We start from the raw sequence: 26,241 nt of genomic DNA on the forward strand, positions 1-26,241 counted from the left end.
GAATCCATGGCAACATCATCCACTGACTTATCCAAAGCGATTTCAGTCGGCCGTCCGCCCAATATCCAGACATTGTTTCCCCATTCAAAAGCGCTTCTGGTCAGCGGCAAAATCATTGACCTGGCCATGATCAAGAAAAAGAAGGCCATCTGCATCGCCGCCAACGGCAGAAATGCATTTGTCATTCGCGGTGCACTGAAAGCCGCCCAGCGGGCAAATTCGGCGCTGATCGTTGAGATTGCCCGTTCCGAGGGGGGCGCCAGCGCCTATTGTGCGGTGAATTACTGGAATATTGCGCGTATTGTGGATGCGGCATGCAATGAACTGGGCATTACCATTCCCGTGGCGCTGCATGCGGATCACTATGGCATTAAAAGCAGAGACGATATCCCGGCGGCCAAAACGGAAATTCCCACCATGTTTGAAGCGGGCATCACCTCCATTGCCATCGACGCATCCCATCTTCCGGATGACCAGAACCTGTTGACCAACCTTGAATTGAAGCCCTTTATCCCCGAATGGTCGGGCCTGGAAACTGAAATTGGTGAAATCAAGGGTAAATTGGGATTGTCCACCAAGGATGAGGCCCTTTTCCTGATCCAGGGACTCAATGCGCATGACATTTTCCCCAACTGGATTGCCCTGAACAACGGTACCGTTCACGGCCTCGAAGCCAGCGGCCAGGGCATCCAGGTGGACCTGACCCAAAAGATCCACCAGGCTCTGGCACCGTACCATGTGTCGGGTGCACAGCATGGCACCTCCGGCAACAGTTCGCAGCGCCTTCGGGAAATCGCCAACCGCACCAATACCACCAAGGCCAACGTCGCCACCGCCCTGCAAATGATCTCGTGGGGACTCGAAGTCAATGATGACGGCAATGCCGCTTTGGACGACCAGGGCAATTTCATCAAAGCCGGCGACCAGGGCGTCACGGACGCCATGTGGGCAGAAATGGTTGCCTATGCGGACGAGAAAGGGTGGAAGGGCGGCAACTACAAAAAACTGAACCTGCCCTTCGAAAACAAGCTCCTGGGACTTCCGCGGGAAATCCGGGAAAGAATGGAACGTCGGGTGGAATCCTTCGTTTACAACATGCTGGTCAATGTATTCAATGCCCAGGATACCGCCGACCTGGCCATCGAGACCATTCTGGAAACCAGTAGCTTTGATCCGGGGCCCAAAGCCCGGCGGATTGAAGACCCGTCGGCATGGACATCGGAACAGATCGTCCAGCGGGCTAAATCCATTGAAGGAAACGATGGGCCTGAGGGGGATTTTGACGACTGATCCGACGTTACGCCATCCGACGAGCGGTTTGCCCGGCCCCCATCGGCAGGCGGCCCATTAGGACATGGGCCGGATGGCAGCGATGGTTCGCCTGCAGAGAACGCCCAGGAAAAAGTAAGCAATGGTTTCCATGGAAAAACGAACCCGGCAATATTGCCATTTCTGCGCCTCCCCCCTTGAAAACAGGCACGTCCAGGGGAGGAGGCGCCTGTATTGTCCCGGTTGCCGAACGCCCATCTATGAAAATCCGGTGCCGGCTGCCTGCGTGGTGCTCATCGATGGCCACGATCAAATCCTGCTCGTGAAACGCCGCGTCCCGCCGAAACAGGGAATGTGGTGCCTGCCCGGCGGGTTTGTGGAGTGCGGTGAGACGCCGGAGCAGGCAGCCCTTCGTGAACTCCGGGAGGAAACCGGCCTGACCGGTCGGGTAAACACCCTTATCGGTGCCACAACCAGTCCCGGCACCCTCTATGATTCCATTTTGCTGATCGGATACCTGGTCTCCCGCTACCGGGGCACGGCCAGGGCCGGCGACGATGCCGCCGAGGTTGATTTTTTTGACACTGGCGACTTACCGCCTATCGCCTTTGAAAGCCACCTGTCATTCATTCGCCTTTATTTTTCGACACTGGCAACAGAATCCACCCCCATCTGACCCCCTCCCCACGCTCCATCACAGCCAACGGACAATTAGGGTTAAAAAAATCATCTTTTTTTCTAAAGAATGGTTGCGGCATGCCGATATGGTTATCGGAGGGACCCAAATGCAGATTCAAAGCTATCAGATTCATAACGTCTTGAAGGTCTATCGAAGGCAATTAAGCCAGGGCAAATCAAATCACCCCCAGCAGATGAATCCCCAAACCACCGATTCGGACGCGGTCACCCTTTCAGCGGAAGGTAAAAGCCAGTCCATAATTGAAAAAGTAGCCGATTCGGTGATCAAAAAAATCACCACGGTCGATCCCGGTTTCGCCTTTGGCAGCGAAGCGGCCGGGCAGACGCAAGACACAGAAAAAGAGGTGCACAGGGCGCGCAGGGAAAATTCATTTTTTTTCAACACGATCGATGGGGATAATCAAAAGGAGACCCGATCCATCCCGGTTGACGACTCGCAGGTGCTAATGAATCGACTCGATGAACTGGCCAAAATTGCCGTAAACCGAAAAGCTGAAAAAACAGTTTAAAGGAAAGGCTGCAAACCGGTGTCGATGAGAGGACGACATCCGGCAACGGCAAACACGTTTGTAGAAAACAAAGGGGGTATTGCCATGTTAGAAACAATTGGCGAATCAGCCGTCAGAATGACGACGCGAACAGACAGCAACCTGGCCGTGGAGCACAAGGACCTCGCCCTTGAAAAGGTCGAAAAGGCCGTCAAGGAGCGCCCCGTTGAAAGTTCTCAGGAAAGTTCAAAGCCAGAAGCCGATGAGAGGGAAAAAACCGATGGCTACAACATGGAGGACGGGAATATTTTCTTTGAGAAATACGATAAAAACGGAAATGTGATCGTCCGTTTGCCGCCGGAAAAAAAGCCCATCGATGAACTCGCTTAATGTGCGGCGTCCCATAAAATCAAAGCCGGCGACGCAGCCGGCTTTTAATGTTGCAGGTTTCGTTGTTTTTGACGGAACGTGAAAACCAGTGACGCGGTCAGCCGAGGCGCCCCTTGGCCTCATCCCATAGACGGTGCATTTCCTGCAGGTTAAGACTGCCGATGTCCCGCCCCGATTCCACCGCTTTTTCTTCCATATAGGTGAACCGTTTTTCAAATTTTTGAATGGATCGGGTCAGCGCGGTTTCCGGATGGATGCGGGCAAAGCGCGCAACATTTACCATCGTAAACAGAACGTCACCGAATTCCATGGCCGTTTTATCGCTGCCATCCCCGGCGACCGTGTTATTGACCTCTGTTGAGAACTCCGCCCACTCTTCCATCGTTTTATCCATCACCCCGTGGATATCATCCCAGTCAAACCCGGTTTTAGCCGCCCGTTCCGACACCATCGACGCCCTGAGCAGGGCAGGCAGGCTCTGCGGGATGGAACTCAAAACCGAAGGACTTCCGGCATCGCCCTTTTCCTTCCGCTTGATTTTCTCCCAGTTTTCACTGACCTTTTCCGGGGTACGGGCAGAGACATCGCCAAAGACATGGGGGTGCCGGCGGACCATTTTTTCAATATTTTTTTCAACCACTTCAGGGAGGCCGAATTGACCGGCCTCCGCGAACAGGTGAATGACAAAAAGAAGCTGGAACAACACATCGCCGGCCTCTTCGCAAACGGCGGCCGCATTTTTTGAAACAATAGCATCCACCAGTTCGTAAACCTCTTCGATAAGATAACGGGCCATGGTATCCGGTGTCTGTTTTTTATCCCACGGGCAGCCGTTTTCACCTCTAAGGGTTTGAATCAATTCAAAAAGACGATCGACTGGGGTCGATGGGGGTGGGGTTATCGGGTCTGCCAAGATTTTTGAAAATCCTTTATTTTAATTATAAAATTATCTTTCATATCTTTTGAGAGGACCTTTGCCATGACCTCGGATACCGTTGACACATACGGGGCGAGGGTTGCGTTTTTAATCAGCGGCGCGCCCTTGGGTAAAAAGGCAGTCAGCACAATAAACAGGACACAACTGACCAGCCCGCCCTTAAGCACTCCAAAAAGGGCACCGCACACGCGATCCACCCAGCCCAAATAGGCGATATTGAGAAGATACTTGATGACCACGGCAAGAATCCCGACAATTATCACCACGGCCGAAAAAATCGCCATGTAGCTTACAATATTCAAATAAACCGGGTTCGAAATCCAGGGAGAAATCAATCTGGCCACATGGGGATAATAGGAATAAGCGGCATAGAACCCCCCCAACACACCGACAATTGAGGAGATTTCCCTGACCAACCCTCTGAAAATGCCACGAATCAATCCATAGGTGAGGATCGTGACAATCAGGATATCAAAAGGATTCATAATCGTCCTTAGGGTGAAACGACGCCATTGCCGGGAAAAGTCAGTTACCGGTATCGTGGAAGGGCTCGACGCCCTTCACAAGCATCCCCCGACATTAAAAACATTAATAAAAACAGGTTGTTCATTAAATTTTAAGTGAGCAAGGGTACCAGAGCGGTATTTCCCAGTCAAGCATTTTCACCGGCACAGGAAAGGGGGATTTGGCGTTTGCATTCCCCCGAAAAGTCGGATATTCCAAGGCCAGCTACCCTGGATGCTGAAACGGCATGGCTGGTGGTTTGACAAATGACCGGGGTCGATTCATACTGATTGGCAATCTGAATGGCATACACGAGGGAAAACCGTACGATTCATGGACGCATGCAAGGAAAATAAGCAAACCCGCCTGACTTTTTCCGATAATGAACTGGCCCGACAGCTGTTTGGTGAGCAGGACGGCAACCTCAAGCGTCTTGCGGACCTGCTGGGGATCGTCGTTCATGCCCGGGGGAACACGGTACATCTCAAGGGGGAAGACGTGGTTGTGGATCTTTCCCGCAGAGTGCTGGAACAGCTTTACGGCCTGCTCAAGGAAAAATATCCCGTTTATCCCAATGATATTGATTATGCCCTGCGCATTCTGCGCGAGAACCACACGGCAGATCTGAAAAAGATCTTTCTGGATACGGTTTTCATAACAGCCAAAAAACGCGCCATCACCCCGAGAAACCAGAGCCAGAAAGCCTATATTGAAGCCATCCGGAATTACGACATCGTCTTTGGCATCGGTCCTGCCGGGACGGGGAAGACCTACCTTGCAATGGCCATGGCGGTATCCGCTCTCACCAAAGGGACGGTCAACCGAATCATCCTGACCCGACCCGCCGTGGAAGCCGGCGAATCACTGGGTTTTTTGCCGGGGGACCTGACGGATAAAGTCGATCCCTATCTCAGGCCGCTTTATGATGCCCTGCATGACATGATGCGATTTGAAAAAGTCGGCGCACTGATGCAAAATGGGGTCATTGAAGTTGCGCCATTGGCTTTTATGCGGGGAAGAACCCTCAACGACGCCTTTATCATCCTGGATGAAGCCCAAAACACAACGACTGAACAGATGAAGATGTTTCTGACCCGGATCGGATTTAATTCCAAGGCTGTCGTTACCGGAGATATCACCCAGATCGACCTGCCGACGGGCAAATCATCGGGGCTTGTCGAGGCCAAAGATATCTTAACGCCGATCACAGCCATCCAGTTCATCCACTTTACCCGGCAGGATGTGGTTCGCCATCGATTGGTCCAGGACATTATCAATGCCTACGAAATGCTCGAAGCCAGTCGCGGCAACGCTTAATCGCGCCCGGAAACGATCCTGCCGAAGCAGTGACAGGCGGGGCGGCCGAAGGGTCTGCCGGCACCGCCAAGTGGTCAGCCTATGATTCGTGATCGCAAAAAGAAATCCATCGATCGGTTTTTCAGCCTGAGTCCCCACATCCGTTGGGCATTGCTGGCACTCATCGTTGCCATATTCGCCACCGGTCTTTACCCGGGTCTGGTCATCAAGAAACACCGCTATGCGATCGGCGACGTCGCCAAGACCGATATCAAGGCGGAAGAAGATTTCTTCATCGAAGACAAAGCAGCCACCGAAGCCAATCGCCGGAAGGCAGTGGACGGCGTGGCCACCGTCCATGACCTCAATCCCAAGATCCTCAAAGGAACGGTCGACCGGCTTACCGAGGCCTTCGACCGGCTGCGGGCCATTTATGAGAAGGAAGCCAGCCAGTTGGAAACCAATTGGCGGACGTCGCCGGTTCCTCTGCCCACACCGGACGATGCGCCAGTGGATCCGGACGATGTCCCCGATCTGCCGCGGGTGCCGCTTAAAGAACGGATGCTGGCCCACAAGGGGCTGTTCGAAGACCTGTTCGGTGCTCCGATCAGCAACGGGGCGTTTTCCATCCTAACCGAACATGGTTTTTCTCAGGATATCGCACGGTTGTTGACCACCATCATCACCCAGGTCCTTTCCACCGGCGTGGTGGCCAACAAAGAGATTTTGTTGAGGGAGTCGGAAAAGGGCATTACCCTGCGCAACCTGGAAACCCTGACGGAAACCCACGTACTGAACCTGAAGCAGTTTTATGGACCGGACCAGGCCAAAACCATGGTCCGGGTTGTCGGCGACCCCATTTTAAAAGGGAAAAACTATGCCCTGCTCAATCTGATTGTGGATTTTTCCCAGCGGATGATCCAGCCCAACATCACCGCGAACAGCCACGAAACGGAAGCACGCAAAAAAGCGGCGGCAGAAAAGATCAAGCCGGTGCTCTACATGATTAAAAAAGGTGAAATGCTGCTGCGGGAGGGCGAACGGGTGACGGCGCTGCAGATTCGAAAACTCAATGCCGTCGAAGACCAGGCCGACGCCCACCGGGTGCCGCTTGCCGGATCAGGCGCCGTGGCCCTGCTGACCGCCATCTTGATCATTCAATACCAGGTCCGGCTCAAAGGCCGGATGGAATCCGCCAATTACGCGAATAAGGACCTCCTGTTTCTTTCTTGCATCATGGTGGCATTTATCATCGTGGTTAAAATTTCAACCACGCTGCCTGACGCCTGGTTTCTGGGCATGGCCCTGTCCCACCCGGTCTCACCGGTGGGATTCGGCATCCCCCTTGCGGCCGGTGCCATGATCGTCTGCCTGTTCATGGGCCGGGAAACCGCATTGATTTTTGCCCTGGCCCTGGCCCTGTGCGCATCCATGCTGCTCCAGGGGAGCCTGGAAACATTCATCTTCTTCATATTGAGCTGCACCATGGCGTCCTGGTGGCTTCAGGATTGTCGGGAAAGAAAAATCATCATCAAGACCGGCGCCAAGCTGGGGGTGCTCAATGCCTTTCTGGCTGTGGTCATCGATGTTTACCTGGGGACCGCTTCATGGGCCACGCTGCCATTCGATGTGACCATTGCCTTTTTGGGCGGGATCGGAGCAGGCATCATAACGGCCGGCATGGCACCGGTGGTGGAGATGGTCTTTCGCTATACCACCGACATCACCCTGCTGGAGCTGGCCAACCTGGACCAGCCCATCCTGCGCAGGCTGATGCTGGAAGCACCGGGGACCTATCACCACAGCGTTGTGGTCGGGTCGCTGGTTGAGGCGGCAGCCACCGAAATCGGTGCCAACCCCATCCTGGCCAAAGTGTGCGGCTATTATCATGACATCGGCAAATTGAAGCAGCCCCTCTATTTCATCGAAAACCAGGCCAATGGCAGGAACAAGCACGATAAGCTGGCGCCCTCCATGTCGGCGCTGATCCTGATTGCCCACGTGAAAAACGGTGTCGAAATCGCCCGTGATCACAAACTTGGCCAGTCGATTATCGATACGATCCAGCAGCACCACGGCAGCAGCCTGATCAGCTATTTTTTTGAAAAAGCGAAAACCGTCAAGGGCGCGGACGCGGTCAATATCGATGATTTCAGGTATCCGGGTCCACGCCCCCAGACCCGCGAAGCCGGTCTGGTCATGCTGGCGGACATTGTCGAAGCGGCCTCACGGACCCTGGAAAACCCGACCCCGTCGCGAATCCAGGGACTGGTTCAGAACCTGATCAACAAGGTCTTTTCCGATGGCCAGCTGGACCATTGTGAACTGACGCTCAAAGACCTTCACCTGATTGCACGGAGCTTCAACAAGATATTGAACGGCATCCATCACCATCGGATCGAATACCAGGACTCCGCCAGCATCACCTCCGGAAAGGCTAAAAATGGAAGTGTTGATCGAAAACCGGCAAAGCCGCCACAGGCTGTCCGCACAAAAAATCCAGACGACCGCCAGGCGCATTTTAAGCGCCTTGGGTTATCCTGATGAGGCCCAACTGTCCATCCTGATCGTGGATGACGACCAGATTGCAGAACTGAATCTGACCTATTTGAACCACGCCGGCCCGACCAACGTCATTTCATTTCCCATGCAGGAAGGCCAGTTTGCCGGCATCACACCGGACCTTCTGGGTGACGTGGTGATTTCCGCCGACACGGCGCATCGCGAAGCCGCTGACGCCGGCATGGCCATGGCGATACGGTTCGACCAGTTGTTGATTCATGGGATCCTTCATCTGGCCGGCTACGATCATGTCAACTCGGAAGAAGAGGCGGCGGTCATGGAACGGAAAAGCGACGAATTGATGGAACTGATTGGCAAGGAGGATTAAGCATGGCAGGTCTGGCAGTGAACATCGATCATATCGCCACATTGAGAGAAGCCCGGAAAGTGAATTATCCGGATCCGGTTGCAGCCGCCCTGCTGGCCGAACTGGCCGGTGCGGACGGGATCGTCTGCCATTTGCGAGAAGACCGCAGGCACGTCAATGACCGCGATGTGCGACTGCTCCGCAAGGTGATCCAAACCAAGCTTATCCTGGAGATGGCGGCCACATCCGAAATGGTGGGGATTGCCCTGGATGTGCGGCCTGAACTGGTCACCCTGGTTCCCGAAAACCGGGAAGAGGTCACCACCGAAGGCGGACTGGACCTGATCGTCCACAACAAGTCAATCGGCGAGACCATCGGCGCCCTGCAGAACAATGGCATTCCCGTGAGTATTTTCATCGATGCCGAGCCGGAGCAGATCAAACTGGCTCACCAGGCGGGTGCCAACATGATCGAAATCCATACCGGGGCCTATTGCGAAGCAATGGGCAACGCCAGGCGCAGACAGGCGTTTTCAAAGATCGTGGATGCGGCCAAACTGGCCAAAAAACTTAAACTGGGTGTCAATGCCGGCCATGGTCTGTGCTACAACACCATCAAGGCCTTCAGAGGCCTGACTGAAATCGATGAGTACAGCATCGGCCACAGCATCGTTTCCAGGGCTGCGCTGGTGGGATTGGACCGGGCGGTCAGGGAAATGCGCGAGTTGATTAACGGGTTGTAAGATCCGGGCAGTCCTGCGTTCTTCGTCATGCCGGAACTGATTCGGTGCCCAGAAATTCCAATAGCCCTTGAATCACACAAGACAGAATCAACATTCCAGACCGTTTGCTCTTGAAGCAAGGACATTCCGGTTCGCTGAATCCGCAGGGGTTTTCGTTTAACCATTGTAAAAAAGGTGATGCCTGCAAGAAATCCTGAAGGGGAAAGAATATGTACCTGGTCACGGCAGATGAAATGCAGCGGATGGATCGGGCCACCATCGAATCATTTGGCATTCCGGGACGCGTGCTCATGGAAAATGCCGGCCGCGGAGCAACTGCTTTTTTTCTGGATTCGGTCCACCGGCACCGCCCGGGCGCCGTCGGCGTTGCCGCCGGGCCGGGCAACAACGGCGGGGACGGCTTCGTCATGGCCCGGTATCTTCACCAGAAAGGCATTCCCGTAACGGTCTTCCTGCTGGCCAGAAGAGCGGGCGTCAAGGGTGACGCCGCCGCCAACCTGAAGCTGGTCGAGGCCATGGGCGTACCGGTGGTGGAAATGACCGACGCGTCGGCGTTCAACGCCCACGCACCGCTCATGCGCGATCAGCACATCTGGATCGATGCGATCCTGGGCACGGGCCTGCGATCGGATGTGCGCGGATATTTTCGGACGGCCATCGATTTCATCAACCGGCAGGAGCGCCCGGTGTTTTCCGTGGACATTGCCTCGGGCCTGAATGCCGATACCGGGCAGCGCTGTGGGGTCAGCATTCGGGCCACCGCCACGGCCACCTTCGGTTTTGCCAAGGTCGGCCACCTGGCCTACCCGGGACGCACACTTACCGGCCGTCTGAAGGTCATCGAAATCGGCATCCCCCCCACCGTGGCCGCCGAGGTGGGCTGCCGACAGCGCCTGATCACCCCGGGCGCCTTGAAAAAGCGGTTTCCCGTCCGACCGGCAGCGGCCCACAAAGGCCACACCGGCCATCTGCTCCTCCTGGCCGGTTCACCCGGGAAAACCGGCGCCGCCGCCATGGCCGCAACTTCAGCCATGCGCGCCGGGTCAGGTCTGGTTACGCTGGGAATCCCCCGATCATTGAACCCGGTTCTGGAAACCATGGTCACGGAATCCATGACCGTGGGATTGCCGGAAACGGCGGAAATGGCCCTGGATGAGTCCGCCTGGGAAACCGTGATGTCCCTGATCGTGGACAAACGATGCCTGGCCGTGGGACCGGGACTCGGAACCGGCAGGTCGACAGGCCGGCTGCTGAACCGATTGATCGAAGCCAGTCCGGTTCCCCTGGTCATGGACGCGGACGCCCTCAACCTGATCGCAGCGAACCCGTCGGTGTTATCCAAATGCCCGTCTCCCATGGTGCTCACCCCCCATCCAGGCGAGATGTCCCGGTTGAGCGGCCATTCAACCGCTGAGATTCAAGCTGACCGCGTCGGTCATGCACGATCTTTTGCCCGGCAACACCGGGTCCACCTGGTGCTCAAGGGAGCGGCAACGGTGGTCGCGGACCCGGACGGCACCGTTTTCGTCAACCCCACGGGCAACCCCGGCATGGCTGCCGGCGGCATGGGGGACGTGCTCACCGGCCTCATAGCCGGCCTGCTCACCCAGGGCATGGAAGCCGGCGCCGCGGCAAGAGCCGGCGTATACCTGCATGGGGCGGCGGCAGACCGGCTGGCCCGCCGGACGGCACCGACGGGTTATCTGGCCACGGAAGTCATGAACGCCCTTCCCCGGACGATGCAAGCGCTTCTCACTACAGACGCCCCCCTCTCCTGGCCCGCGCTCGACCCGCTGTTTTACGACACGGAAGCGATCTGAAAATGAACGCCACGCCACACCATCAAGACGCCCGGGGCAACCGTATATTCAATACCCATGCGCACCACCAGACCGTGGCCCTGGGTGAGGCCATCGGCCGTCGGCTGAAACACGGTCTTGTCCTTTTGCTGTTCGGGGACCTGGGCAGCGGTAAAACCGCCTTTGCCCAGGGTCTTGCCCGCGGGGCGGGCGTTCCGGAATCCTGCACCGTGACCAGCCCGACCTATACCCTCGTTAACGAGTACCCCGGCAGGCTGCCGTTTATTCATGTGGATCTTTACCGATTGCCGGAACCGGTGGATCCGGACGAGATCGGGCTGAGAGATATTTTCGAGGAAAACGGCATCGTCGCTGTGGAATGGGCCGGTCGGCTGCATCCCGCCGACCGGCCCCCCTGCCGTCTGGACCTGTTCTTCAGCGTTACCGGCGACGCCGCCCGATCGATTCGCATAATTGCATATGGACTTGACCCATCGGATCTGTTAAATGACATCGACATTTGATCATCCCTCCATAGCGGTCTGATTTTGATACCGATACGCAGGCATTGAAGGTAGGAAAGTATGGCATTGATTGTTCAAAAATTCGGCGGCACATCGGTTGCGGACACCCAGCGGATTCGAAACGTCGCCAACCGTGCGTTGAAAACCCACGCCGAGGGAAACGATGTGGTGATCATCCTGTCCGCCATGGCCGGCGTCACCGACCACCTCATCGGCCTGGCCAACGAGGCCGCCGAGATTCCAAACCGTCGTGAACTGGATGTACTGCTGGCCACGGGCGAGCAGACCACCGCGGCCCTGCTGGCCATGATGCTCAAAGACATGGGAGCCGACGCCCAGTCATTGCTGGGTCACCAGGCCGAAGTGGTCACCGACTGCGAATACGGCAACGCCCGCATCCTTGAGATCGGGACCGACCGCATCAAGCGCCTGCTGGCGAAACGAAACATCGTTGTGGTGGCGGGTTTTCAGGGCGTTGATATCAAGGGCAACATCACCACCCTGGGCCGGGGCGGATCGGACACGTCGGCAGTGGCCATCGCAGCCGCATTGAATGCCGACATTTGCGAAATCTATACGGATGTGGATGGCATCTATACAGCCGATCCGAACATTTGCCCCCGCGCGAGAAAAATCAAGGAGATCTCTTACGACGAAATGCTGAACATGGCCAGCCTAGGTGCCAAGGTTCTGCAGATCCGCTCGGTCGGTGTCGCCAAGAAATACAATATCCCCGTCCACGTCCGATCATCATTTTCCCAGGAGGAAGGCACCATGGTTGTCCAGGAAGATTCCGTCACGGAACAATTGGTTGTTTCCGGCGTAACCCATGATCTCGATCAGGCCCGCATTACCCTGAAAAAAGTACCCGACCAGCCCGGTATCGCGGCCAAAATATTCTCCCCGATTGCAGAGTCCGGCATCCTGGTGGACATGATCATCCAGAATACGCGGGCCACCGGGCAGACGGACCTCACCTTCACCGTACCCAAGGCGGATTACAAGCGGGCCATGCGGACCCAGGAACAGATTGCTGAACAAATCGGAGCGGAAGAAGTGTTCGGCGATCCTGACATCGCCAAGGTGTCGGTCATCGGCGTAGGAATGAAAAACCATTCCGGCGTCGCTTCGCTGATGTTCAATGCCCTGGCCAGGGAAAACATCAACATCATCATGATCAGCACGTCCGAGATCCGGATTTCCTGTATCATCGAGGAAAAATACACCGAACTGGCCGTCCGGGTCCTGCACACGGCCTTCGGGTTGGACAAAGAAGATTAGCAACCATCACGACCATGGCGTCGGCCCAGTTTATTCCCCGGTACCGTAGCGGCCCGATGAAGCGTTTCTCCCCGGAACAAATCCGTTTCGTGCTTCTGGTATGCGCTGCGGTGCTGGCCCTGTCATGGTGGCGGTATATCGCCGGGTAGGCCGGCGGTTGAAAGCGGACAACCTGGCGCGCCCCTTTTCCTTAACCCTGCAAAACAAGGCCGGTCAGCATTTCGAACCACCGCTTTTCCTCTGCTCGTCCCAGGCCCTCTGAATCTCTGCAGCGATAGCCCTTGCAGCGGCCCGGGGGTCGGCGGCGTCCCGTATGGGCCGTCCGACCACCAGGTAATCGGCGCCCCGCCGGATGGCCATGGCCGGGGTGACAACCCGGGACTGGTCGTCGGCCGCCACACCGCCGGCTGCCGGGCGGATGCCTGGCGTCACGGCCATGAAGCCTCCCCCGAAAGCGGCCTTGATGCCCTCAACTTCCATGCCGGAACAGACCACGCCGTCACATCCGGCATCCCTGGCCATACCCGCCTTTTTCATCACCAACCGCTGCAGGTCGGTCGAATAGCGTTGCCGGTATCCCGCCCGGGCCACGTCAGCGGGAGAGATGCTGGTCAGCACGGTCACACCGAGCACGTTCACCCGGCCCCCGGCCCCTTCCACGGCCGCCTCCAGCATGGCCTGGCTGTCACCACAGTGAACCGTTGCAAAATAAACGCCCAGTTCGGCCACCTGGGCCATGGCCCGCCTGACGGTGGTCGGGATATCGTGAAGCTTCAGGTCCAGAAACACCCGGGCGCCGCCCGCCTGATCGATCCGGCGAACCAGTTCCGGTCCCGACCGGATGAACAGTTCAAGGCCGATCTTGAACATGCCGACATCGTCGGCCAACAGGCTGACCAGTGATCGGGCCGCCTCGGGAGCAGGCACATCAAGGGGAAACACGATAACATCTTTGGCTGCCTTCATGGGGTATCCTCAAAGTGAAAGGGTCGACGCTGTCCGGTCGAAAAACAGATCCCTGAATACGCCGCTATCCGGACAACGGTTGTTCCATACCGTATAAATGACAATGATTAAAGATATTGTTCACCCAGGCCGCAAAAGCGGCCCCCGGGCAAAAAGACAAGATAAAAAAACGGGGCTTCAGCTTCCCGGGGGGCACGTTCCTGAAGTTCATCCGCGGCATGGGTCGTTGACAGGCAGCGAGGAACTGTGCCATTTTTCCCGCTCGTCTGGAAACGCGCCTTAATTTAGAAACGTCTTCATCCCCGGGAGGCCTTCAGGTGATCCGTGTGATTCAAAAAATTCCCTACGTGGTTTTGGGCCCACTGACGGTTCTCATGCTGCTGGCGCCGTTTAAACCCATGCCCCACGTGCTGGAAAAACTGATCATGCTCAAGGACGGGACCCTGTCGCGGCCCGTTGACATGTTCGACCTGCTCTATCACCTGGCACCGCTGATGCTCCTGATCGCCAAGGTGTGGATACAATTACGCAGTGGTGGAGAACGCTAGCCGTGTACGACTTCTTCAGGACCGCTGTGGATACCGGAAAATAAAATGGATAACGTCAGCATTGTTCTCGTGGAGCCCCAGGGCCCCCTCAATGTGGGTTCGGTTTGCCGCGTCATGATGAATTTCGGGTTTCACGACCTGCGCCTGGTAGCCCCCTGCCCTGGATACCGGTCACTGGACGCACGGCGGATGGCCCTCAAGGCCGAATCGATCCTGGCCCGTGCAGGGGTTTATCCCAGCCTGCAACTGGCGCTGGCCGATTGTCACCTGGCGTTCGGCACCACCCGCCGTTTTGGGAAATACCGCGAGGACTGCATCACCCCGGAACAGTCTGCCGCCCTTGCCCTTTCCCGGTCGTCCGGCAGCCGGGTGGCGCTGGTGTTCGGCCGCGAGGACAGGGGCCTTCACACCAGCGAACTTGACCTGTGCCAGTTCTTTGTCACCATTCCTACCGACAGCGCCTATCCCTCCATGAACCTGTCCCATGCGGTCGCCCTGATGCTCTACGGGCTTCACCGGGCGGCCATGGACGCCGAACAGGTTTCCGACGGCGGCCAGGTGCCCGCACCGGCCAAAGATGTGGAGAATATGTTCCAGCACATGCGCCGGACCCTGTTGGCCGCCGACTACCTGGACCCCCAGAACCCGGATCACATTTTACGGGCTTTCAGGCGCCTGTTCGGCCGCACCGGTCTCAATGACCGGGAGGTACGCATTCTTCAGGGGTTATGGAGCCGGATTGACTGGATCGAGGGGGAACGCAGAAAACTGTCCGAAAAAAAATGAAGACCGGGGCAATAAACGGATCGATCACGCCAGTTTGAAAGCCACGACCACCAGCCCCACCACAATGCTGATGATAAAGAAAAAACTCTCATTGTTGCGCATGGCGTCCGCCAGGGTTCCCCCGGTGCGTTTGACTTCGGAGTAGGCCGATAAAAAGGCCAGGCCCATGACCAGCCAGAAAACCATGACGGTCAGTATCAGCGTCTGTGTGTTCATCTTATTGCTCTCCGGAAATACCTTTTGGGTGGCGGCGTGCGAGTCCGTGTGCATTCGAAAACGACATTCCCGGACCGGCAGCGGGCGCTTCTGCCCTGCCCCTCACCCTGCCACGATGTCCCCAGCATAACGATCAGGAACACAGGCTGTCATTTTTTACAGTCCGTTATTTAAGGCCAAAGGCGGCCAATTGTCAAAATGAAAAATGAAATCGAGGGGAAGGCGCCGCCCACGACACGGCTGGCGGGGCCACGGCCCGGGAGGATATTGCCTTATCCTCCCGGATTCGCTAAAACCTGTTCATGGAAAACGCCCCCAGGCCCTTCAAGGGTAAAACCCGTCGACAGAACCTGAACGGAACCGCCGAAAAAACGGATCGTCTGGAAAAAGCCGACCCGGGCCGTAAAAAAGGGTGAGCCCCCGAGTACATTGGGGATCGTTGGGGGCTCAAGGAGTGAAAGGAGGTAAGAATGGAAGCTGAGCATGTTTTCATCTTCCGACATTATAGAGCCCCGACGTGCTGAAAAGTTACAGCACGGTGCCGGGTTAATGTATTTTTTAAACCGAAACCTTCCAGAAAAGGCACGCAAATGGCCAAACTCACACCCGCCAACATGAATCTGTTCAAACGCATCGCCGAAGACCTGCGCCTGCTGTTAATGCTGATTCGCGACTACGCGGGCGGGCGCTACCGCCGCGTCTCGCCGATTTCAGGCGTCATCTTCGTCCTGACGGTTGCCTACCTGCTGGTGCCCACGGATCTGATCAGCGATTTTATCCCCGGCCTGGGGCAACTGGATGATGCCGCATTTCTGCTGGCCTGCCTCTATTTTCTTGAAAAGGATCTTTACCGCTATCGGGACTGGAAAGACGGGAGCCCACCAGAGGAAGGGCCCACGGATTGACCGCCACCGGGTGCCGGGCGACCCGACACCCCATGAGATTGACGCGCAACTCGGAATCAGGGCATTCACATCCCTGAAAAATGGGGTCTCGCCCGTGCAGGCCGCAGGAGCACGGACATGGCCGTTTTCACCGGGAAAGCGTATTCCCCATGCGGGTATCCGGTGGGCACGATTTCATTTATTTCAGTTTTTCCAGGGCCTCTTGTGCCGCCGACTGAACTTCGTCATCGTAATCGCCGGTGACCACGGCGGTTAAAAAGGGCAGCGCCGCCCGGTTTCCCGACTCACCGATGACGTGCAGCAGGTCGCCCTTGACCATGTCGTCCACCTCGGCAAAAACCGCCACCAGCGGATCGAGAATGCCGCCGGCCAGCACCGCATCCTCCTCGGCCAGGGTTTCGAATGCCACCATGGCGCCCAATCGCACGGACCAGCGAGGGTGGATCAACAGTTCGACAAAGGCGGGGAAAATCTTTTTCCGGTGAGCCATCATCCGCGACACCTCCGCGGCGTTGCCGTCTTCGACCATGCCCTTCAGCGCCTCGACGCCCAGACTGGCAGGATCCCGGTCCAGCATCAGGGTGACCAGTTCACCGGCATCCACGGACCCGGTCCAGCGAAACTGCTCATCGAGAAGCACCGTGGGTGCGGAACTGATGCGATCTTCCCGGGCGGCATCCGGAAACAGCTCCCCGTCGACCACCGTGACCCGGACCTGTTCGTTGCAGGCGGCAAGTCCCAGCAGCGTGGATACGGTGGCGGGGCAAAAGGGACAGTGGGACGTAATGTATACCTTGATCAGCGCCGGTACGCTCAGCCTGGCCAGCCGCGCGCGCACATCCGGTGCGATGCGGTCGGCCAGCCGGTCGCCGTCACCCAAAACGGCCAAAAAGGGTTCCAGTTCCCGGTCCAGGGGCAGGGCCTGGTAGGCCACATGGCCGCCGATAAAAAAGGTGGGCCGCTGGACGGCCGCATCCTTGTCTTTTTTCAACCGAACCGCCGGCGCCAGTTCGGCCATCTGCCGGGCAAACGCCTCGAAGGAGGCATCCATCGAGTGGCCCCTGGCGGCATATCGAAGGGTGATGTCGCCGTCGAGCCCCCTTCCCCATTGCCGGATCTGCGTTTTTTCCAGGTCATTCACTGATTTCATCATGCCGGTTTCCCAAAGTTGAATTTTTCCGATAGCAGGCGACGGGTGGCAGGATTCACCGGCAGCCGGCCCAGTGCATCTTCTCCGATCCAGCACGCATCGGCCGCATCATCGCCGGCCCGGGGCACACCGCTGACATACTCGGCCGCCAGGTCAACAATCACATAGTGATATTTCACCGCCCCACGGTGGTCTTTTTCAATGGCTTCGAAAACGAGGACCGGATCGCCGGCCCGGACCACCACACCGGTCTCTTCCAGAACCTCCCGTTCGGCCGCCGCCCGAAGGGTTTCCCCCAGCCGGACGCTGCCGCCGGGGATGGCCCACGTGCCCCGGGAGGGTGAATTGCCGCGCCGGACCAGCAGTACGGCATTCCCCTTGAAAACCACCGCCCCCACCGCCGGCCGGGGTGCATCAGGGTAGATTCGGGATGGGGGGGATTGATTTTTCATAGCGTACTCGGGTTTCCTGCCACCGTGCACCATCGGTGGTATCACCATTTGCCGGCGGCTTCAATTTGAAATTGAAATCAAGGCCCGTCCGGCATCATTGACGCTACCCGCAAATTCTGATAGCTGCAGCAGCATTGCATTCACCCTACAGCAATCAGACAGGACAGGATAAACCGCTTTATGGATATGCTGCTGGAAGAAAAACACCGTGCCGTCCGCCAGTCGGTTCGCCGGTTCTGTGATCGGGAGCTTCGTCCGATTGCCTCCCGGATCGACCAGGAGGCCCGATTTCCCTGGGAGGTGGTCGAAAAAATGGCCCGGCTGGGCTATTTCGGCATCCAAGTCCCCAAAACCCTGGGCGGCGCCGACCTGGACGCCGTCAGCTATGCCATCATCGTCGAAGAAATCTCCAGGGTCAGCGGGGCCATCGGCTTGTGTGTCAGCGTACACAACAGCGTGGCCGTATACCCCATTATGACCTTCGGCACCCGGGAACAGATCGAGCGCTGGATCCCCCCTCTGGCCGGCGGGCAGAAGATCGGGGCCTTCTGCCTCACCGAACCCAACGCCGGATCCGATGCCGGCGGCATCGAAGCCACGGCCCTGGCCGACGGTGACGACTACCGGGTAAACGCCAATAAGGTCTTCGTGACCAACGGGGGCATCGCCGACGTCTGCCTTATTTTCTGCCGGACCGACCCGGCAGCAGGACGCCGTGGTATCAGCGTGGTGGTGGCCGAACGCGGGGCCACCGGTTTTGTCGTGGGAGACCTGGAAGACCTGTGCGGCATGCGGGCCAACCCGGTCTGCTCCATCCGATTAAACGACTGCCGGGTGCCGAAAGCCAATCGATTGGCCGGGGAAGGCATGGGGCTTAAAATCGGTCTGGCAGCGCTGGATACCGGCCGCATGGGAATCGGCGCCCAGGCCGTGGGAATCGCCCAGGCGGCGCTGGAGGAGGCGGTGCGTTACGCCCGGCAGCGTCATCAGTTCGGGGTCCCCATCAATCGACATCAGGCCATCCAGACCATGATCGCCGACATGGCCACCCAGGTGGACGCCGCGCGGCTGATGGTCTATCGGGCTGCCGCGCTGAAAGACAGGCGTCTGCCCTTTTCAAAAGCGGCGGCCATGGCCAAGCTGTTCGCCTCCGAAACCGCCACCCGGGTAACCGACCTGGCCGTCCAGATCCACGGCGGTTACGGATACAGCAAATCATACCCGGTGGAACGGTATTACCGGGACGCACGGGTGACCCGCATTTACGAAGGCACCTCGGAAATCCACCGCATGGTCATAGCCAAAAGCGTGATGGAGGAATGAGGACCAAAGGGTTCAAGGATTCCAGGGGCCATGGATCCAAAGGAAATGGCAGACATGCGTATAAATGGGTTTTATTTCGTATTGGTTTTCTCCCGGACCCTTGCCCCCTCGAATCCTTGAACCCTTTTGCGTTAAACTGTACGCGTGAAGTTGATCCGGATGTTAAAACCAACCGGCCTTAGGAGAATCGCATTGCACATCATCGTCAGCATCAAGTCCGTGGTCACCGAGGCGCCCAGGGGGGAAATTGTTCGCACGGCCGATAAAAGCGTCCTCAACCCCTTTGACCGGCCGGCTCTGGAGGTGGCCCTCCAGTTAAAGGAGACGCACGGGGGGTCGGTAACCGCACTCTCCATGGGGCCGCCCACCGCCGAAGCCAGCCTGCGGGAAGCCCTGGCCGCCGGTGCAGACCGTGCCGTCCTGCTGTGCGATCCCGCCCTGGCCGGGTCCGACACCCTGGCCACAGCCACCGCCCTGTCTGCCGGGGCGCAATACCTGTCGCCTTTCGACCTGATGCTTTTCGGAACACGGACAGCGGACAGCGATACCGGCCAGGTCGGCCCCCAGACCGCCGTGTTGCTGGGCCTTCCCATGGTAACCGGAACGACCCGCATCGACGGCCCCCCTGACCGTCTGATCGTGGAACGGAAAGTGGACGGGTTCGAAGAGCGCTATGAAGTGGCCACCCCGGCGACGCTCACCATCCATCCGTCGGCGGCCGTCCCCCGGGATCCGTCGCTGGGAGGGCTCGCGTCGGCGTTCGATGACATGCCCGTGGAAACGATATCCATCGCACAGATGGGTCTCGATCCGTCGCTGGTGGGCGATGCCGGATCACCCACGCGGGTGCTGTCCATCAAACCGGTCAAAAGGAAGCGCACCTGCCAATGGATCGAGGGCACACCGGTGATGCAGGCCGATGCACTGGTCCGGCAGCTGGTGGATAAGGGGCTGATCGGCTGACCGCAAACGAACGGGGATATTGCCCGGCTGATTAAAAAGGCCATCCCAGTGATGAAACGGGAATCGAAAAGGAGCCTCCAGGCGACAACCATGACCAACGCGACAACGAAAGAGATCTGGGTATTCGGCGACCTTCGCAGCCGCCCCTTGCTGGACGCGAGCCTCAAGGTGGTGAGCAAGGCCAGGGCCCTGGCCCGAAAAACTGAAGACCGGGTGGTCATGTTCATTCTGACTGCGGGCAAAACCGGTCTGTTGACCGTTTCAGAAGACGAGGCCTGCACCGTTCAGGGATCTGTGGAAGAAGACGCCTTCGCCTGGGGAGCGGATACGGTGCGCTTCCTTGAAAACGAACGCCTCTCCACGCCGACCGCGCATCTGTTTGCCGACATGCTGGGGCCCGTGTTCGCGGACCAGTCGCCCCGGCTGGTGCTGTTTCCCCTCACCGATTTCGGCCGGGACCTGGCCGCCCGCGTGGCGGCACGGGCGCGGGCCGGGCTGATTGCGGACTGCGTCGACCTCCAGGCGGACCCAAAAGGGAGGATTGTGGGTCTCTGTCCGGCCTGGGGAGGCGAAATCATGTCGGAGATTACCTACGCCCCCGGCCACGGCACCGGCTATGCCACCGTACAGTCCCACGGGGCAGCCGGTGAAAAAGAACCGGACCGGACCGGCCGGGTCGAGCATATTCAACTGGCGGATATCCCCGAGGCCAGCGGAATCCGTCTGGTTTCCAGCAAGCCTGCCCCCCTGACCGATGAAGATCTCGAGAACGCCGGCACCGTCGTGGTGGGGGGGGCCGGGCTGGGCAGCATGGAGAATTTCGGGCAGGTGCGGCAATTGGCCGCCGCCATGGCCGGCCAGGTGGCCGCCACCCGGCCGCCGGTGCTGGACCACTGGGTGGCAGAGGACCGGCTCATCGGCCAGACTGGCAAAACCGTCCGCCCGGATCTGCTGTTTTCCGTGGGGACCTCGGGTGCTGTCCAGTATACGGCCGGCATCACGGAATCCGGTACCATCGTGGCCATAAACCGGGACCCCGCCGCGCCCATTTTCAGACTGGCGGATATCGGCGTGGTGGCCGATGCACCCACATTTCTCCCCCTGCTGATCGCCCGGGTCCGGCAGGCGGTCCTGCGCCGCCTGGCCGATGACATATGCAGCGACGTCCCGGTGCCCGTCAAAGGGAGCCGATTTGGAGAAAAAATCCGGGCATTGCGCGAGGCCCAGGACTGGTCTCGGGAACACCTGGCTGAAACCACCGGCCAGACGCCGGAATTCATTGCCGGTGTGGAATCCGGCGAAATCGCCCCGCCTGTGGCGTTTATCCTCCGCCTCTCCGGTGCCTACGGCGTGGATCCGGGCACCTTTCTGAACTCTCAAGAGAAGGAACGGATCCGTGACCAGCGGACCCGGGCATACGTCAACCGGACACGCAACTATTCCTATCGGACATTGACCTCCGGTGCCGAACACGACCACCTGCGGGCCTTTATGGTGACCGTCGAGCCGCACCACGATCACAAGCCGGTGGCCTACAAGCATGAGGGTGAGGAGTTCATCTTTGTGATGGAAGGCGAATTGGAATTCACTCTGGGCAGCCGGGTGCATACATTGAAACGAGGGGAATCCATCCACTTCCACTCCAATACCCCACACAAGCTCAAGAGCCTGTCCGCGGAGGTGACGCGATGCCTGGTGATTCTTTACACGATTTAAAAGCGTGAGGGCAGAGCGACGAGACTGGCTTTAATGCACAGGGAACCATGAACGGGGAAAAAAGACCCTACATCGGCGTCGCCGTCATCGTTGTCCGCAATGGGCGGGTACTGCTGGGAAAGCGTAAAAATGCCCACGGCGCCGGCACCTGGCAGTTCCCCGGCGGCCACCTCGAGTACGGCGAATCCATCGAGGACTGCGCCCGGCGGGAACTGTTCGAAGAGACCGGCCTGGCCGTCGTCAGCATGCGGCGGGGGCCCTATACCAATGATTTTTTTGAAGACGAACAAAAGCACTACGTGACGCTTTTCGTGGTTGCCGACCGCACGACCGGCGAGGCCTGTTTAAAGGAACCGGACAAGTGCGACGGCTGGGAATGGTTCCCCTGGTCGGACCTGCCCCAACCCCATTTTCTTCCCGTCACCAACCTGCTGGCGCAAAATTTCACACCTGCCGGGTCGCCATCGCCGGCATCCTTCATAAAAAACGAGATGGCCGCCATGGCCAGCCGGGAAGCAGCGAAGGCGCTGCGCCGTTTTTTCAAAACCGGACCCGGCGGCTACGCAGAAGGGGACGTGTTCATCGGGATCAAGGTTCCCGAATTGCGAAAACTGGCCAGAACATACCGCAACGAAGACATGGCCGTGGTCCTGGATCTGCTTCGGTCTCCTGTCCACGAGCACCGCCAGTTAGCCCTGTTCCTGCTGATCCGGCACTTCCGAAAGGCCGGCTCGGAGGAACAGGCCGGCATCGTCGACCTCTACCTGTCACATACCCGCTACGTGAACAACTGGGATCTGGTGGACTGTTCCGCACATACGATCGTCGGTGCGTTCCTGCTGGACCGGGACAGGGGAATCCTCTACCGGCTGGTTCGATCCCCGCATTTATGGGAACGGCGGATTGCCATCGTGGCCACCTGGCATTTCATCCGCAACGGGCAGGTGGCCGACACCTTTAAACTGGCGGCCCTGCTGTTGACGGACACCGAGGATCTGATCCATAAATCCGTCGGATGGATGCTCCGGGAAGCGGGCAAGCACGATGAATCGGCCCTGCTGGCCTTTCTTGAGACCCATTATCGGCGAATGCCGCGAACCACCCTGCGATACGCCATCGAGCGGTTTCCTCAACCCCGTCGTCGATCATTGCTGAAAGGGATTTTTTAAATAGGGAGAAATAGCGATGAACACGTTGCACCCGGTCTCGCTTCATGGGGGCCACAGCGGCCAGTTCTGCGGTCATGCCAAAGACACCCTTGAGGAAATGGTTCAGGCCTACATCGAACAGAAATATCCCTGGGTCGGCATTACTGAACACATGCCTCCGGTCTCGGATGCGTTCGTGTATCCCGAAGAGGAAAAAGCCGGGCTGGATGCCGGGTACCTGAAGGAGCGGTTTAGCGACTACATGGCCGCCTGCCGCCACCTGCAGTCCAAATATGCAGGCGACATCCGGATCTATGTCGGATTCGAGACGGAAAGCTACAGCGGCAGCCTGGACTTTGCCAAGGCACTGGAGAACACCTTCTCACCCGATTATGTGGTCGGGTCCGTTCACCACGTCAACGACATCCCCTTTGACTACAGTCAGCACTGCTACGACAACGCGGCGGCGTCCTGCGGCGGGCTGGACGGATTGTACGCGGCCTATTTCGACCAGCAGCATGACATGATTCGGGCATTACGACCGCAGGTGGTGGGGCATCTGGATATCATTCGCCTCTATGACCCCGATTACCGCCTCCGGCTGCTCAAACCGGTGATCTGGGAGAAAATCGTCCGGAATTTAAAATTGGTCAAAGACTGGAACCTGATCCTGGATTTCAATCTTCGCCCGCTGTCAAAGGGTGCTGACGAACCCTACCTGTCTGCACCCATTCTTAAAAAAGCCTGTGAAATGGGCATCGACATTGTTCCTGGAGATGATTCCCACGGGGTGGCCGACATCGGCGCACACATGGACCGGGCCATCGAAATGCTGCGGGCGGCGGGACTGAACCGACCGTGGCGGAAACCCGTCCGGAATCCACGGTAATGCCTGCAACCCCCGATGTGGACCGGGTTTTCCGCGAAACCCGATGGCCGTGGACGAGTCCTCTTTCGCCATTGCCGTCTCGTCATGCGCCTTCAGCCGTGGGATCATGGCTCCTCTGTCGGCCCCCGTTTTGACATGGCTTCCGGGAGCGGGGAAAACCCTTTTTGATCAAATGCCAGGGACGCACGATTTTCCTCACGATTGTTTTTTCCGCCCTCAATTCCGTGAACGGGTTCTGTATTTGGCGCTGCAGTTGATAACTCGGGAAGTGCCGCCGAGGACCGCCCACTGACCGACCGCCTGTCCATTCCGCCCCGTCGTTCCGGCTGATGGCCCGATGACGGGATCCAACGCCGGTCAATGCCCGTTCTTCGGGAAATAAAGGCGGGGGCTTGGTTCTTCTGGTCTTTGTTCATACTCATCCTGTTGGTCCATTGCCTTACCCATGACGATGCCTTTTCTTGATACGCACCGTTGGTGGGTTCAGTCGCTGTTCGCTGTGATCTGTTTATCGGCGGAACGGTGGAAAACTTTATTTTCGGGGCCGTTTTTCCGGACCTTGCCGCCTTGTCGACCTCGAGGCGGTCGAAAATTGAAGGCAGCCCCCGACACCGATAATGTGCTGAAAGGAGCCTTTCGAAAATAGCGCCCGTCGGGTATGATCGTCCTTACGTGCCGCCCGGTTCAGCAGGATCGGTTTTTCTCCGGCGGCCCCTCTTGACAGCCAACCTATTATTCCCTAATGTTTGCTTGTAAGGATGCCGCACTCTGATCGAAGAAAAAGCATCGCGACACCACTTTCGAAATGCCTTTGAATAACCATCTCCCGCATTTACCTGGCATCGGGCCGGCGGGGTCGCAACGCAGGAAATGTTGCCGATGAACGACATTTTTTCTTTTGCCTCCAGCCGCAGAAATTTTCTTAAAGTGGCGGCATCAGCGGCCCTGGCAACCGTATTCACCCACCCGGTAATGGCGGCGGTCAGTCCCAGCCAAAGAGAACATCATGTTTTGTCTTTTTACAATATCCACACCGGTGAGTCAGTCAAAACCTGCTATCGCTCCAACGGGAAGTTGATCAATCGTGCAATCAAGCGCATCAGCCATATCATGCGCGACCACCGCACCGGTGAAGTCAAGCCGGTAGAGACCAAATTGCTGGATCTGCTCCATTGCATCGTGGTGGAGTTAAGCCCCTGCTCACCGATCAGTATTATCTCCGGCTACCGCTCACCGCGAACCAATGCCGCACTGAGAAGAGTCAGCCCCGGTGTGGCCAAAAACAGCCTGCATATGCAGGGCCGTGCCATCGACATCCGAATTCCCGGATATGAGACAACGACGATCCGCCGATTGGCCATCAGCCTTCATTCCGGCGGTGTCGGCTATTATTCCGAATCGGATTTTGTGCACTTGGATACCGGTCCGATCAAGGTCTGGTAGTTCAGGGTTCCGTGTTGCCCACCGAGGAAAACGGCACCATCGCCTCGTTGCTCAGGCGATGATGCGTAGTCAGGATCCGGCGGCCCGAGCGATCAAGCAAGCCAGTTTTCATTGATATTCAGGCAGCTTGACATTTTTCACCCGATCCATTATGCTCATTCTCATAGTGCGTTGCAGCACCTGCTCGTTCTGTTCTCATCACATGCCTTCGGGCAATATTTGATCTACCCGCGACTATTCTCAATCCGGCAACGCCGCTATCACCGCGAATCAAGCGGCACTCGAAACATCGAAAAAACAACCGAGTTGTTGATCCTTCGAACAGCACCTCGTTTATATCAATATATAATGATTCAAAGAGGTAAACGATCTCACACCCCTTTACATGGAGGACTCATGTTATGAAAAAGGTAGCCAACGATCTGAGATCCATCGCAAAGCAGTTGACCACCCTTGCCCAAAAAACAGAGAATATGGCGAAAGCCTTCGAAACGACAAAAACGACCCCGAAAAAACAGCCCGCACGGGTAGCGAAAAAAAAGCCCGCTGCGAAGGGAAAAGCCCTCACCCCCACAGACCAGGTGTTAACCATCATGAAACGGTTTAAAAAAGGCATTACCGTGGAGGCGTTAAGAGGGAAATCGGGTTTCACCGAAAAACAGATCAGCAATATCGTTCACCGTGCTTGTAAAAAAGGTAAGATGAAACGGATTGGAAGAGGCGTTTATTCCGTATTTGGATAGTCACGGCAGGGAATCCGCAGGGACCGCCCGTCAATTTGGACAGGGCGGTCCGATTTCTCTTGACGTTTCCTTAGGATCTTTTATGGTTGACAGTAAGGATTATGTGATCACCGACCAGTCGGTCGGATGAGTAGGGTTCGAGGGTGTGCTCACCGCAGAACGGGTGTTATGAAAAGAAAATTGGCGCACCAGGA

The 26,241-nt window shown here is 57.5% G+C and carries 27 protein-coding genes; 21 read left to right on the plus strand and 6 right to left on the minus strand.

The window, feature by feature from the left end; genetic code table 11:
- The first annotated feature begins 6 nt into the window (after nucleotides 1-6).
- From DSCA_RS07305 to DSCA_RS07320, 4 genes are all read left to right on the plus strand, one after another.
- Nucleotides 7-1,290 (plus strand): class II fructose-bisphosphate aldolase, encoded by a 1,284-nt coding sequence (locus DSCA_RS07305; protein WP_155315800.1) that lies wholly within the window; start codon nucleotides 7-9, stop codon nucleotides 1,288-1,290.
- Nucleotides 1,291-1,420: 130 nt separating this feature from the next.
- Entirely contained in the window at nucleotides 1,421-1,945 is a 525-nt protein-coding gene (locus tag DSCA_RS07310) for an NUDIX hydrolase (protein WP_155315801.1), read from the plus strand.
- Complete coding sequence (locus DSCA_RS07315) at nucleotides 1,848-2,477, plus strand: DVU0524 family FlgM-associated protein (protein ID WP_155315802.1); 630 nt, start codon at nucleotides 1,848-1,850, stop codon at nucleotides 2,475-2,477. The genes DSCA_RS07310 and DSCA_RS07315 overlap by 98 nt, the downstream gene beginning before the upstream one ends.
- Before the next feature lie 18 nt (nucleotides 2,478-2,495).
- Nucleotides 2,496-2,846: a hypothetical protein gene (locus DSCA_RS07320; RefSeq protein ID WP_155315803.1), complete on the plus strand. Its 351-nt coding sequence runs from the start codon at nucleotides 2,496-2,498 to the stop codon at nucleotides 2,844-2,846.
- Between the two features lie 97 nt (nucleotides 2,847-2,943).
- On the opposite strand, the gene mazG is transcribed toward DSCA_RS07320, so the two are convergent.
- Nucleotides 2,944-3,759, minus strand: a complete 816-nt coding sequence (gene mazG, locus DSCA_RS07325) for a nucleoside triphosphate pyrophosphohydrolase (protein WP_155315804.1) — start codon at nucleotides 3,757-3,759, stop codon at nucleotides 2,944-2,946.
- Entirely contained in the window at nucleotides 3,744-4,268 is a 525-nt protein-coding gene (locus DSCA_RS07330) for a CvpA family protein (protein ID WP_155315805.1), read from the minus strand. The genes mazG and DSCA_RS07330 overlap by 16 nt, the downstream gene beginning before the upstream one ends.
- A 352-nt stretch (nucleotides 4,269-4,620) precedes the next feature.
- On the opposite strand from DSCA_RS07330, the gene DSCA_RS07335 reads away from it, so the two are divergent.
- The 7 genes from DSCA_RS07335 to DSCA_RS07365 all read left to right on the plus strand — a co-directional run bounded on the left by DSCA_RS07335 (nucleotide 4,621) and on the right by DSCA_RS07365 (nucleotide 12,799).
- On the plus strand, nucleotides 4,621-5,604 hold the full coding sequence (locus DSCA_RS07335) for a PhoH family protein (protein ID WP_155315806.1): 984 nt from the start codon (nucleotides 4,621-4,623) through the stop codon (nucleotides 5,602-5,604).
- Between the two features lie 81 nt (nucleotides 5,605-5,685).
- On the plus strand, nucleotides 5,686-8,127 hold the full coding sequence (locus DSCA_RS07340; protein WP_155315807.1) for an HD family phosphohydrolase: 2,442 nt from the start codon (nucleotides 5,686-5,688) through the stop codon (nucleotides 8,125-8,127).
- Entirely contained in the window at nucleotides 8,027-8,473 is a 447-nt protein-coding gene (ybeY, locus tag DSCA_RS07345; RefSeq protein ID WP_155315808.1) for an rRNA maturation RNase YbeY, read from the plus strand. The genes DSCA_RS07340 and ybeY overlap by 101 nt, the downstream gene beginning before the upstream one ends.
- 2 nt (nucleotides 8,474-8,475) lie before the next feature.
- Nucleotides 8,476-9,195: a pyridoxine 5'-phosphate synthase gene (locus DSCA_RS07350; protein ID WP_155315809.1), complete on the plus strand. Its 720-nt coding sequence runs from the start codon at nucleotides 8,476-8,478 to the stop codon at nucleotides 9,193-9,195.
- A 209-nt stretch (nucleotides 9,196-9,404) separates the two neighbouring features.
- Nucleotides 9,405-11,015: an NAD(P)H-hydrate dehydratase gene (locus tag DSCA_RS07355; RefSeq protein WP_155315810.1), complete on the plus strand. Its 1,611-nt coding sequence runs from the start codon at nucleotides 9,405-9,407 to the stop codon at nucleotides 11,013-11,015.
- Nucleotides 11,016-11,017: 2 nt separating this feature from the next.
- Nucleotides 11,018-11,518, plus strand: coding sequence for a tRNA (adenosine(37)-N6)-threonylcarbamoyltransferase complex ATPase subunit type 1 TsaE (gene tsaE / locus DSCA_RS07360; protein WP_155315811.1), 501 nt, complete (start codon nucleotides 11,018-11,020; stop codon nucleotides 11,516-11,518).
- A 60-nt stretch (nucleotides 11,519-11,578) separates the two neighbouring features.
- A complete protein-coding gene (locus tag DSCA_RS07365) occupies nucleotides 11,579-12,799 on the plus strand; it encodes an aspartate kinase (protein ID WP_155315812.1) in 1,221 nt (406 codons plus the stop codon).
- Nucleotides 12,800-13,012: 213 nt separating this feature from the next.
- Here DSCA_RS07365 and pyrF read toward each other — a convergent pair whose 3' ends face one another.
- Nucleotides 13,013-13,765, minus strand: a complete 753-nt coding sequence (gene pyrF, locus DSCA_RS07370; protein WP_155315813.1) for an orotidine-5'-phosphate decarboxylase — start codon at nucleotides 13,763-13,765, stop codon at nucleotides 13,013-13,015.
- 326 nt (nucleotides 13,766-14,091) lie between these two features.
- On the opposite strand from pyrF, the gene DSCA_RS07375 reads away from it, so the two are divergent.
- Nucleotides 14,092-14,313 carry a hypothetical protein gene (locus tag DSCA_RS07375; protein WP_155315814.1) on the plus strand — a complete coding sequence of 74 codons (222 nt, stop codon included), beginning with the start codon at nucleotides 14,092-14,094 and terminating at the stop codon, nucleotides 14,311-14,313.
- A gap of 45 nt (nucleotides 14,314-14,358) precedes the next feature.
- The gene (locus DSCA_RS07380) at nucleotides 14,359-15,099 is read left to right on the plus strand and encodes an RNA methyltransferase (protein WP_155315815.1); all 741 of its coding nucleotides are present in this window, start codon (nucleotides 14,359-14,361) and stop codon (nucleotides 15,097-15,099) included.
- Nucleotides 15,100-15,123: 24 nt separating this feature from the next.
- On the opposite strand, the gene DSCA_RS07385 is transcribed toward DSCA_RS07380, so the two are convergent.
- Nucleotides 15,124-15,315, minus strand: coding sequence for a hypothetical protein (locus tag DSCA_RS07385; RefSeq protein WP_155315816.1), 192 nt, complete (start codon nucleotides 15,313-15,315; stop codon nucleotides 15,124-15,126).
- Between the two features lie 590 nt (nucleotides 15,316-15,905).
- Here DSCA_RS07385 and DSCA_RS07390 point away from each other — a divergent pair.
- Nucleotides 15,906-16,220: a YkvA family protein gene (locus DSCA_RS07390; RefSeq protein WP_155315817.1), complete on the plus strand. Its 315-nt coding sequence runs from the start codon at nucleotides 15,906-15,908 to the stop codon at nucleotides 16,218-16,220.
- 178 nt (nucleotides 16,221-16,398) lie between these two features.
- On the opposite strand, the gene DSCA_RS07395 is transcribed toward DSCA_RS07390, so the two are convergent.
- Both DSCA_RS07395 and DSCA_RS07400 read right to left on the minus strand, forming a co-directional pair.
- The gene (locus DSCA_RS07395) at nucleotides 16,399-17,373 is read right to left on the minus strand and encodes a thioredoxin family protein (protein ID WP_155315818.1); all 975 of its coding nucleotides are present in this window, start codon (nucleotides 17,371-17,373) and stop codon (nucleotides 16,399-16,401) included.
- A complete protein-coding gene (locus DSCA_RS07400; RefSeq protein WP_155315819.1) occupies nucleotides 17,370-17,822 on the minus strand; it encodes an NUDIX hydrolase in 453 nt (150 codons plus the stop codon). Before DSCA_RS07400 ends, DSCA_RS07395 begins: the two co-directional genes overlap by 4 nt.
- 180 nt (nucleotides 17,823-18,002) lie before the next feature.
- Here DSCA_RS07400 and DSCA_RS07405 point away from each other — a divergent pair, with 180 nt between their 5' ends.
- The 7 genes from DSCA_RS07405 to DSCA_RS07435 all read left to right on the plus strand — a co-directional run bounded on the left by DSCA_RS07405 (nucleotide 18,003) and on the right by DSCA_RS07435 (nucleotide 26,047).
- The gene (locus DSCA_RS07405; RefSeq protein ID WP_155315820.1) at nucleotides 18,003-19,145 is read left to right on the plus strand and encodes an acyl-CoA dehydrogenase family protein; all 1,143 of its coding nucleotides are present in this window, start codon (nucleotides 18,003-18,005) and stop codon (nucleotides 19,143-19,145) included.
- 192 nt (nucleotides 19,146-19,337) lie between these two features.
- A complete protein-coding gene (locus DSCA_RS07410; protein ID WP_231716412.1) occupies nucleotides 19,338-20,108 on the plus strand; it encodes an electron transfer flavoprotein subunit beta/FixA family protein in 771 nt (256 codons plus the stop codon).
- 90 nt (nucleotides 20,109-20,198) lie between these two features.
- Nucleotides 20,199-21,824, plus strand: a complete 1,626-nt coding sequence (locus tag DSCA_RS07415; RefSeq protein ID WP_155315821.1) for an FAD-binding protein — start codon at nucleotides 20,199-20,201, stop codon at nucleotides 21,822-21,824.
- A 47-nt stretch (nucleotides 21,825-21,871) separates the two neighbouring features.
- Complete coding sequence (locus DSCA_RS32185) at nucleotides 21,872-22,993, plus strand: DNA alkylation repair protein (protein ID WP_155315822.1); 1,122 nt, start codon at nucleotides 21,872-21,874, stop codon at nucleotides 22,991-22,993.
- Between the two features lie 16 nt (nucleotides 22,994-23,009).
- On the plus strand, nucleotides 23,010-23,861 hold the full coding sequence (locus tag DSCA_RS07425) for a histidinol-phosphatase (protein ID WP_155315823.1): 852 nt from the start codon (nucleotides 23,010-23,012) through the stop codon (nucleotides 23,859-23,861).
- Between the two features lie 879 nt (nucleotides 23,862-24,740).
- Nucleotides 24,741-25,304, plus strand: a complete 564-nt coding sequence (locus tag DSCA_RS07430) for a YcbK family protein (protein ID WP_155315824.1) — start codon at nucleotides 24,741-24,743, stop codon at nucleotides 25,302-25,304.
- 401 nt (nucleotides 25,305-25,705) lie between these two features.
- Nucleotides 25,706-26,047 (plus strand): hypothetical protein, encoded by a 342-nt coding sequence (locus DSCA_RS07435; RefSeq protein WP_155315825.1) that lies wholly within the window; start codon nucleotides 25,706-25,708, stop codon nucleotides 26,045-26,047.
- Nucleotides 26,048-26,241 lie beyond the last annotated feature (194 nt).

This window comes from Desulfosarcina alkanivorans, assembly GCF_009688945.1.
Classification (GTDB): Bacteria; Desulfobacterota; Desulfobacteria; order Desulfobacterales; family Desulfosarcinaceae; genus Desulfosarcina; species Desulfosarcina alkanivorans.

Excerpts from the sequence above, each read along its gene's own strand:
- DSCA_RS07330 (WP_155315805.1), bottom strand. The coding sequence starts at position 4,268 with ATGAATCCTTTTGATATCCTGATTGTCACGATCCTCACCTATGGATTG.
- DSCA_RS07395 (WP_155315818.1), bottom strand. The coding sequence starts at position 17,373 with ATGATGAAATCAGTGAATGACCTGGAAAAAACGCAGATCCGGCAATGG.
- pyrF (WP_155315813.1), bottom strand. The coding sequence starts at position 13,765 with ATGAAGGCAGCCAAAGATGTTATCGTGTTTCCCCTTGATGTGCCTGCT.
- DSCA_RS07400 (WP_155315819.1), bottom strand. The coding sequence starts at position 17,822 with ATGAAAAATCAATCCCCCCCATCCCGAATCTACCCTGATGCACCCCGG.
- tsaE (WP_155315811.1), top strand. The coding sequence starts at position 11,018 with ATGAACGCCACGCCACACCATCAAGACGCCCGGGGCAACCGTATATTC.
- DSCA_RS07355 (WP_155315810.1), top strand. The coding sequence starts at position 9,405 with ATGTACCTGGTCACGGCAGATGAAATGCAGCGGATGGATCGGGCCACC.
- DSCA_RS07435 (WP_155315825.1), top strand. The coding sequence starts at position 25,706 with ATGAAAAAGGTAGCCAACGATCTGAGATCCATCGCAAAGCAGTTGACC.
- DSCA_RS07380 (WP_155315815.1), top strand. The coding sequence starts at position 14,359 with ATGGATAACGTCAGCATTGTTCTCGTGGAGCCCCAGGGCCCCCTCAAT.
- DSCA_RS07350 (WP_155315809.1), top strand. The coding sequence starts at position 8,476 with ATGGCAGGTCTGGCAGTGAACATCGATCATATCGCCACATTGAGAGAA.
- DSCA_RS07365 (WP_155315812.1), top strand. The coding sequence starts at position 11,579 with ATGGCATTGATTGTTCAAAAATTCGGCGGCACATCGGTTGCGGACACC.
- DSCA_RS07415 (WP_155315821.1), top strand. The coding sequence starts at position 20,199 with ATGACCAACGCGACAACGAAAGAGATCTGGGTATTCGGCGACCTTCGC.
- DSCA_RS07405 (WP_155315820.1), top strand. The coding sequence starts at position 18,003 with ATGGATATGCTGCTGGAAGAAAAACACCGTGCCGTCCGCCAGTCGGTT.
- DSCA_RS07425 (WP_155315823.1), top strand. The coding sequence starts at position 23,010 with ATGAACACGTTGCACCCGGTCTCGCTTCATGGGGGCCACAGCGGCCAG.
- DSCA_RS07305 (WP_155315800.1), top strand. The coding sequence starts at position 7 with ATGGCAACATCATCCACTGACTTATCCAAAGCGATTTCAGTCGGCCGT.
- DSCA_RS07390 (WP_155315817.1), top strand. The coding sequence starts at position 15,906 with ATGGCCAAACTCACACCCGCCAACATGAATCTGTTCAAACGCATCGCC.
- DSCA_RS07335 (WP_155315806.1), top strand. The coding sequence starts at position 4,621 with ATGGACGCATGCAAGGAAAATAAGCAAACCCGCCTGACTTTTTCCGAT.
- ybeY (WP_155315808.1), top strand. The coding sequence starts at position 8,027 with ATGGAAGTGTTGATCGAAAACCGGCAAAGCCGCCACAGGCTGTCCGCA.
- DSCA_RS07310 (WP_155315801.1), top strand. The coding sequence starts at position 1,421 with ATGGAAAAACGAACCCGGCAATATTGCCATTTCTGCGCCTCCCCCCTT.
- DSCA_RS07430 (WP_155315824.1), top strand. The coding sequence starts at position 24,741 with ATGAACGACATTTTTTCTTTTGCCTCCAGCCGCAGAAATTTTCTTAAA.
- DSCA_RS07385 (WP_155315816.1), bottom strand. The coding sequence starts at position 15,315 with ATGAACACACAGACGCTGATACTGACCGTCATGGTTTTCTGGCTGGTC.
- DSCA_RS07340 (WP_155315807.1), top strand. The coding sequence starts at position 5,686 with ATGATTCGTGATCGCAAAAAGAAATCCATCGATCGGTTTTTCAGCCTG.
- DSCA_RS32185 (WP_155315822.1), top strand. The coding sequence starts at position 21,872 with ATGAACGGGGAAAAAAGACCCTACATCGGCGTCGCCGTCATCGTTGTC.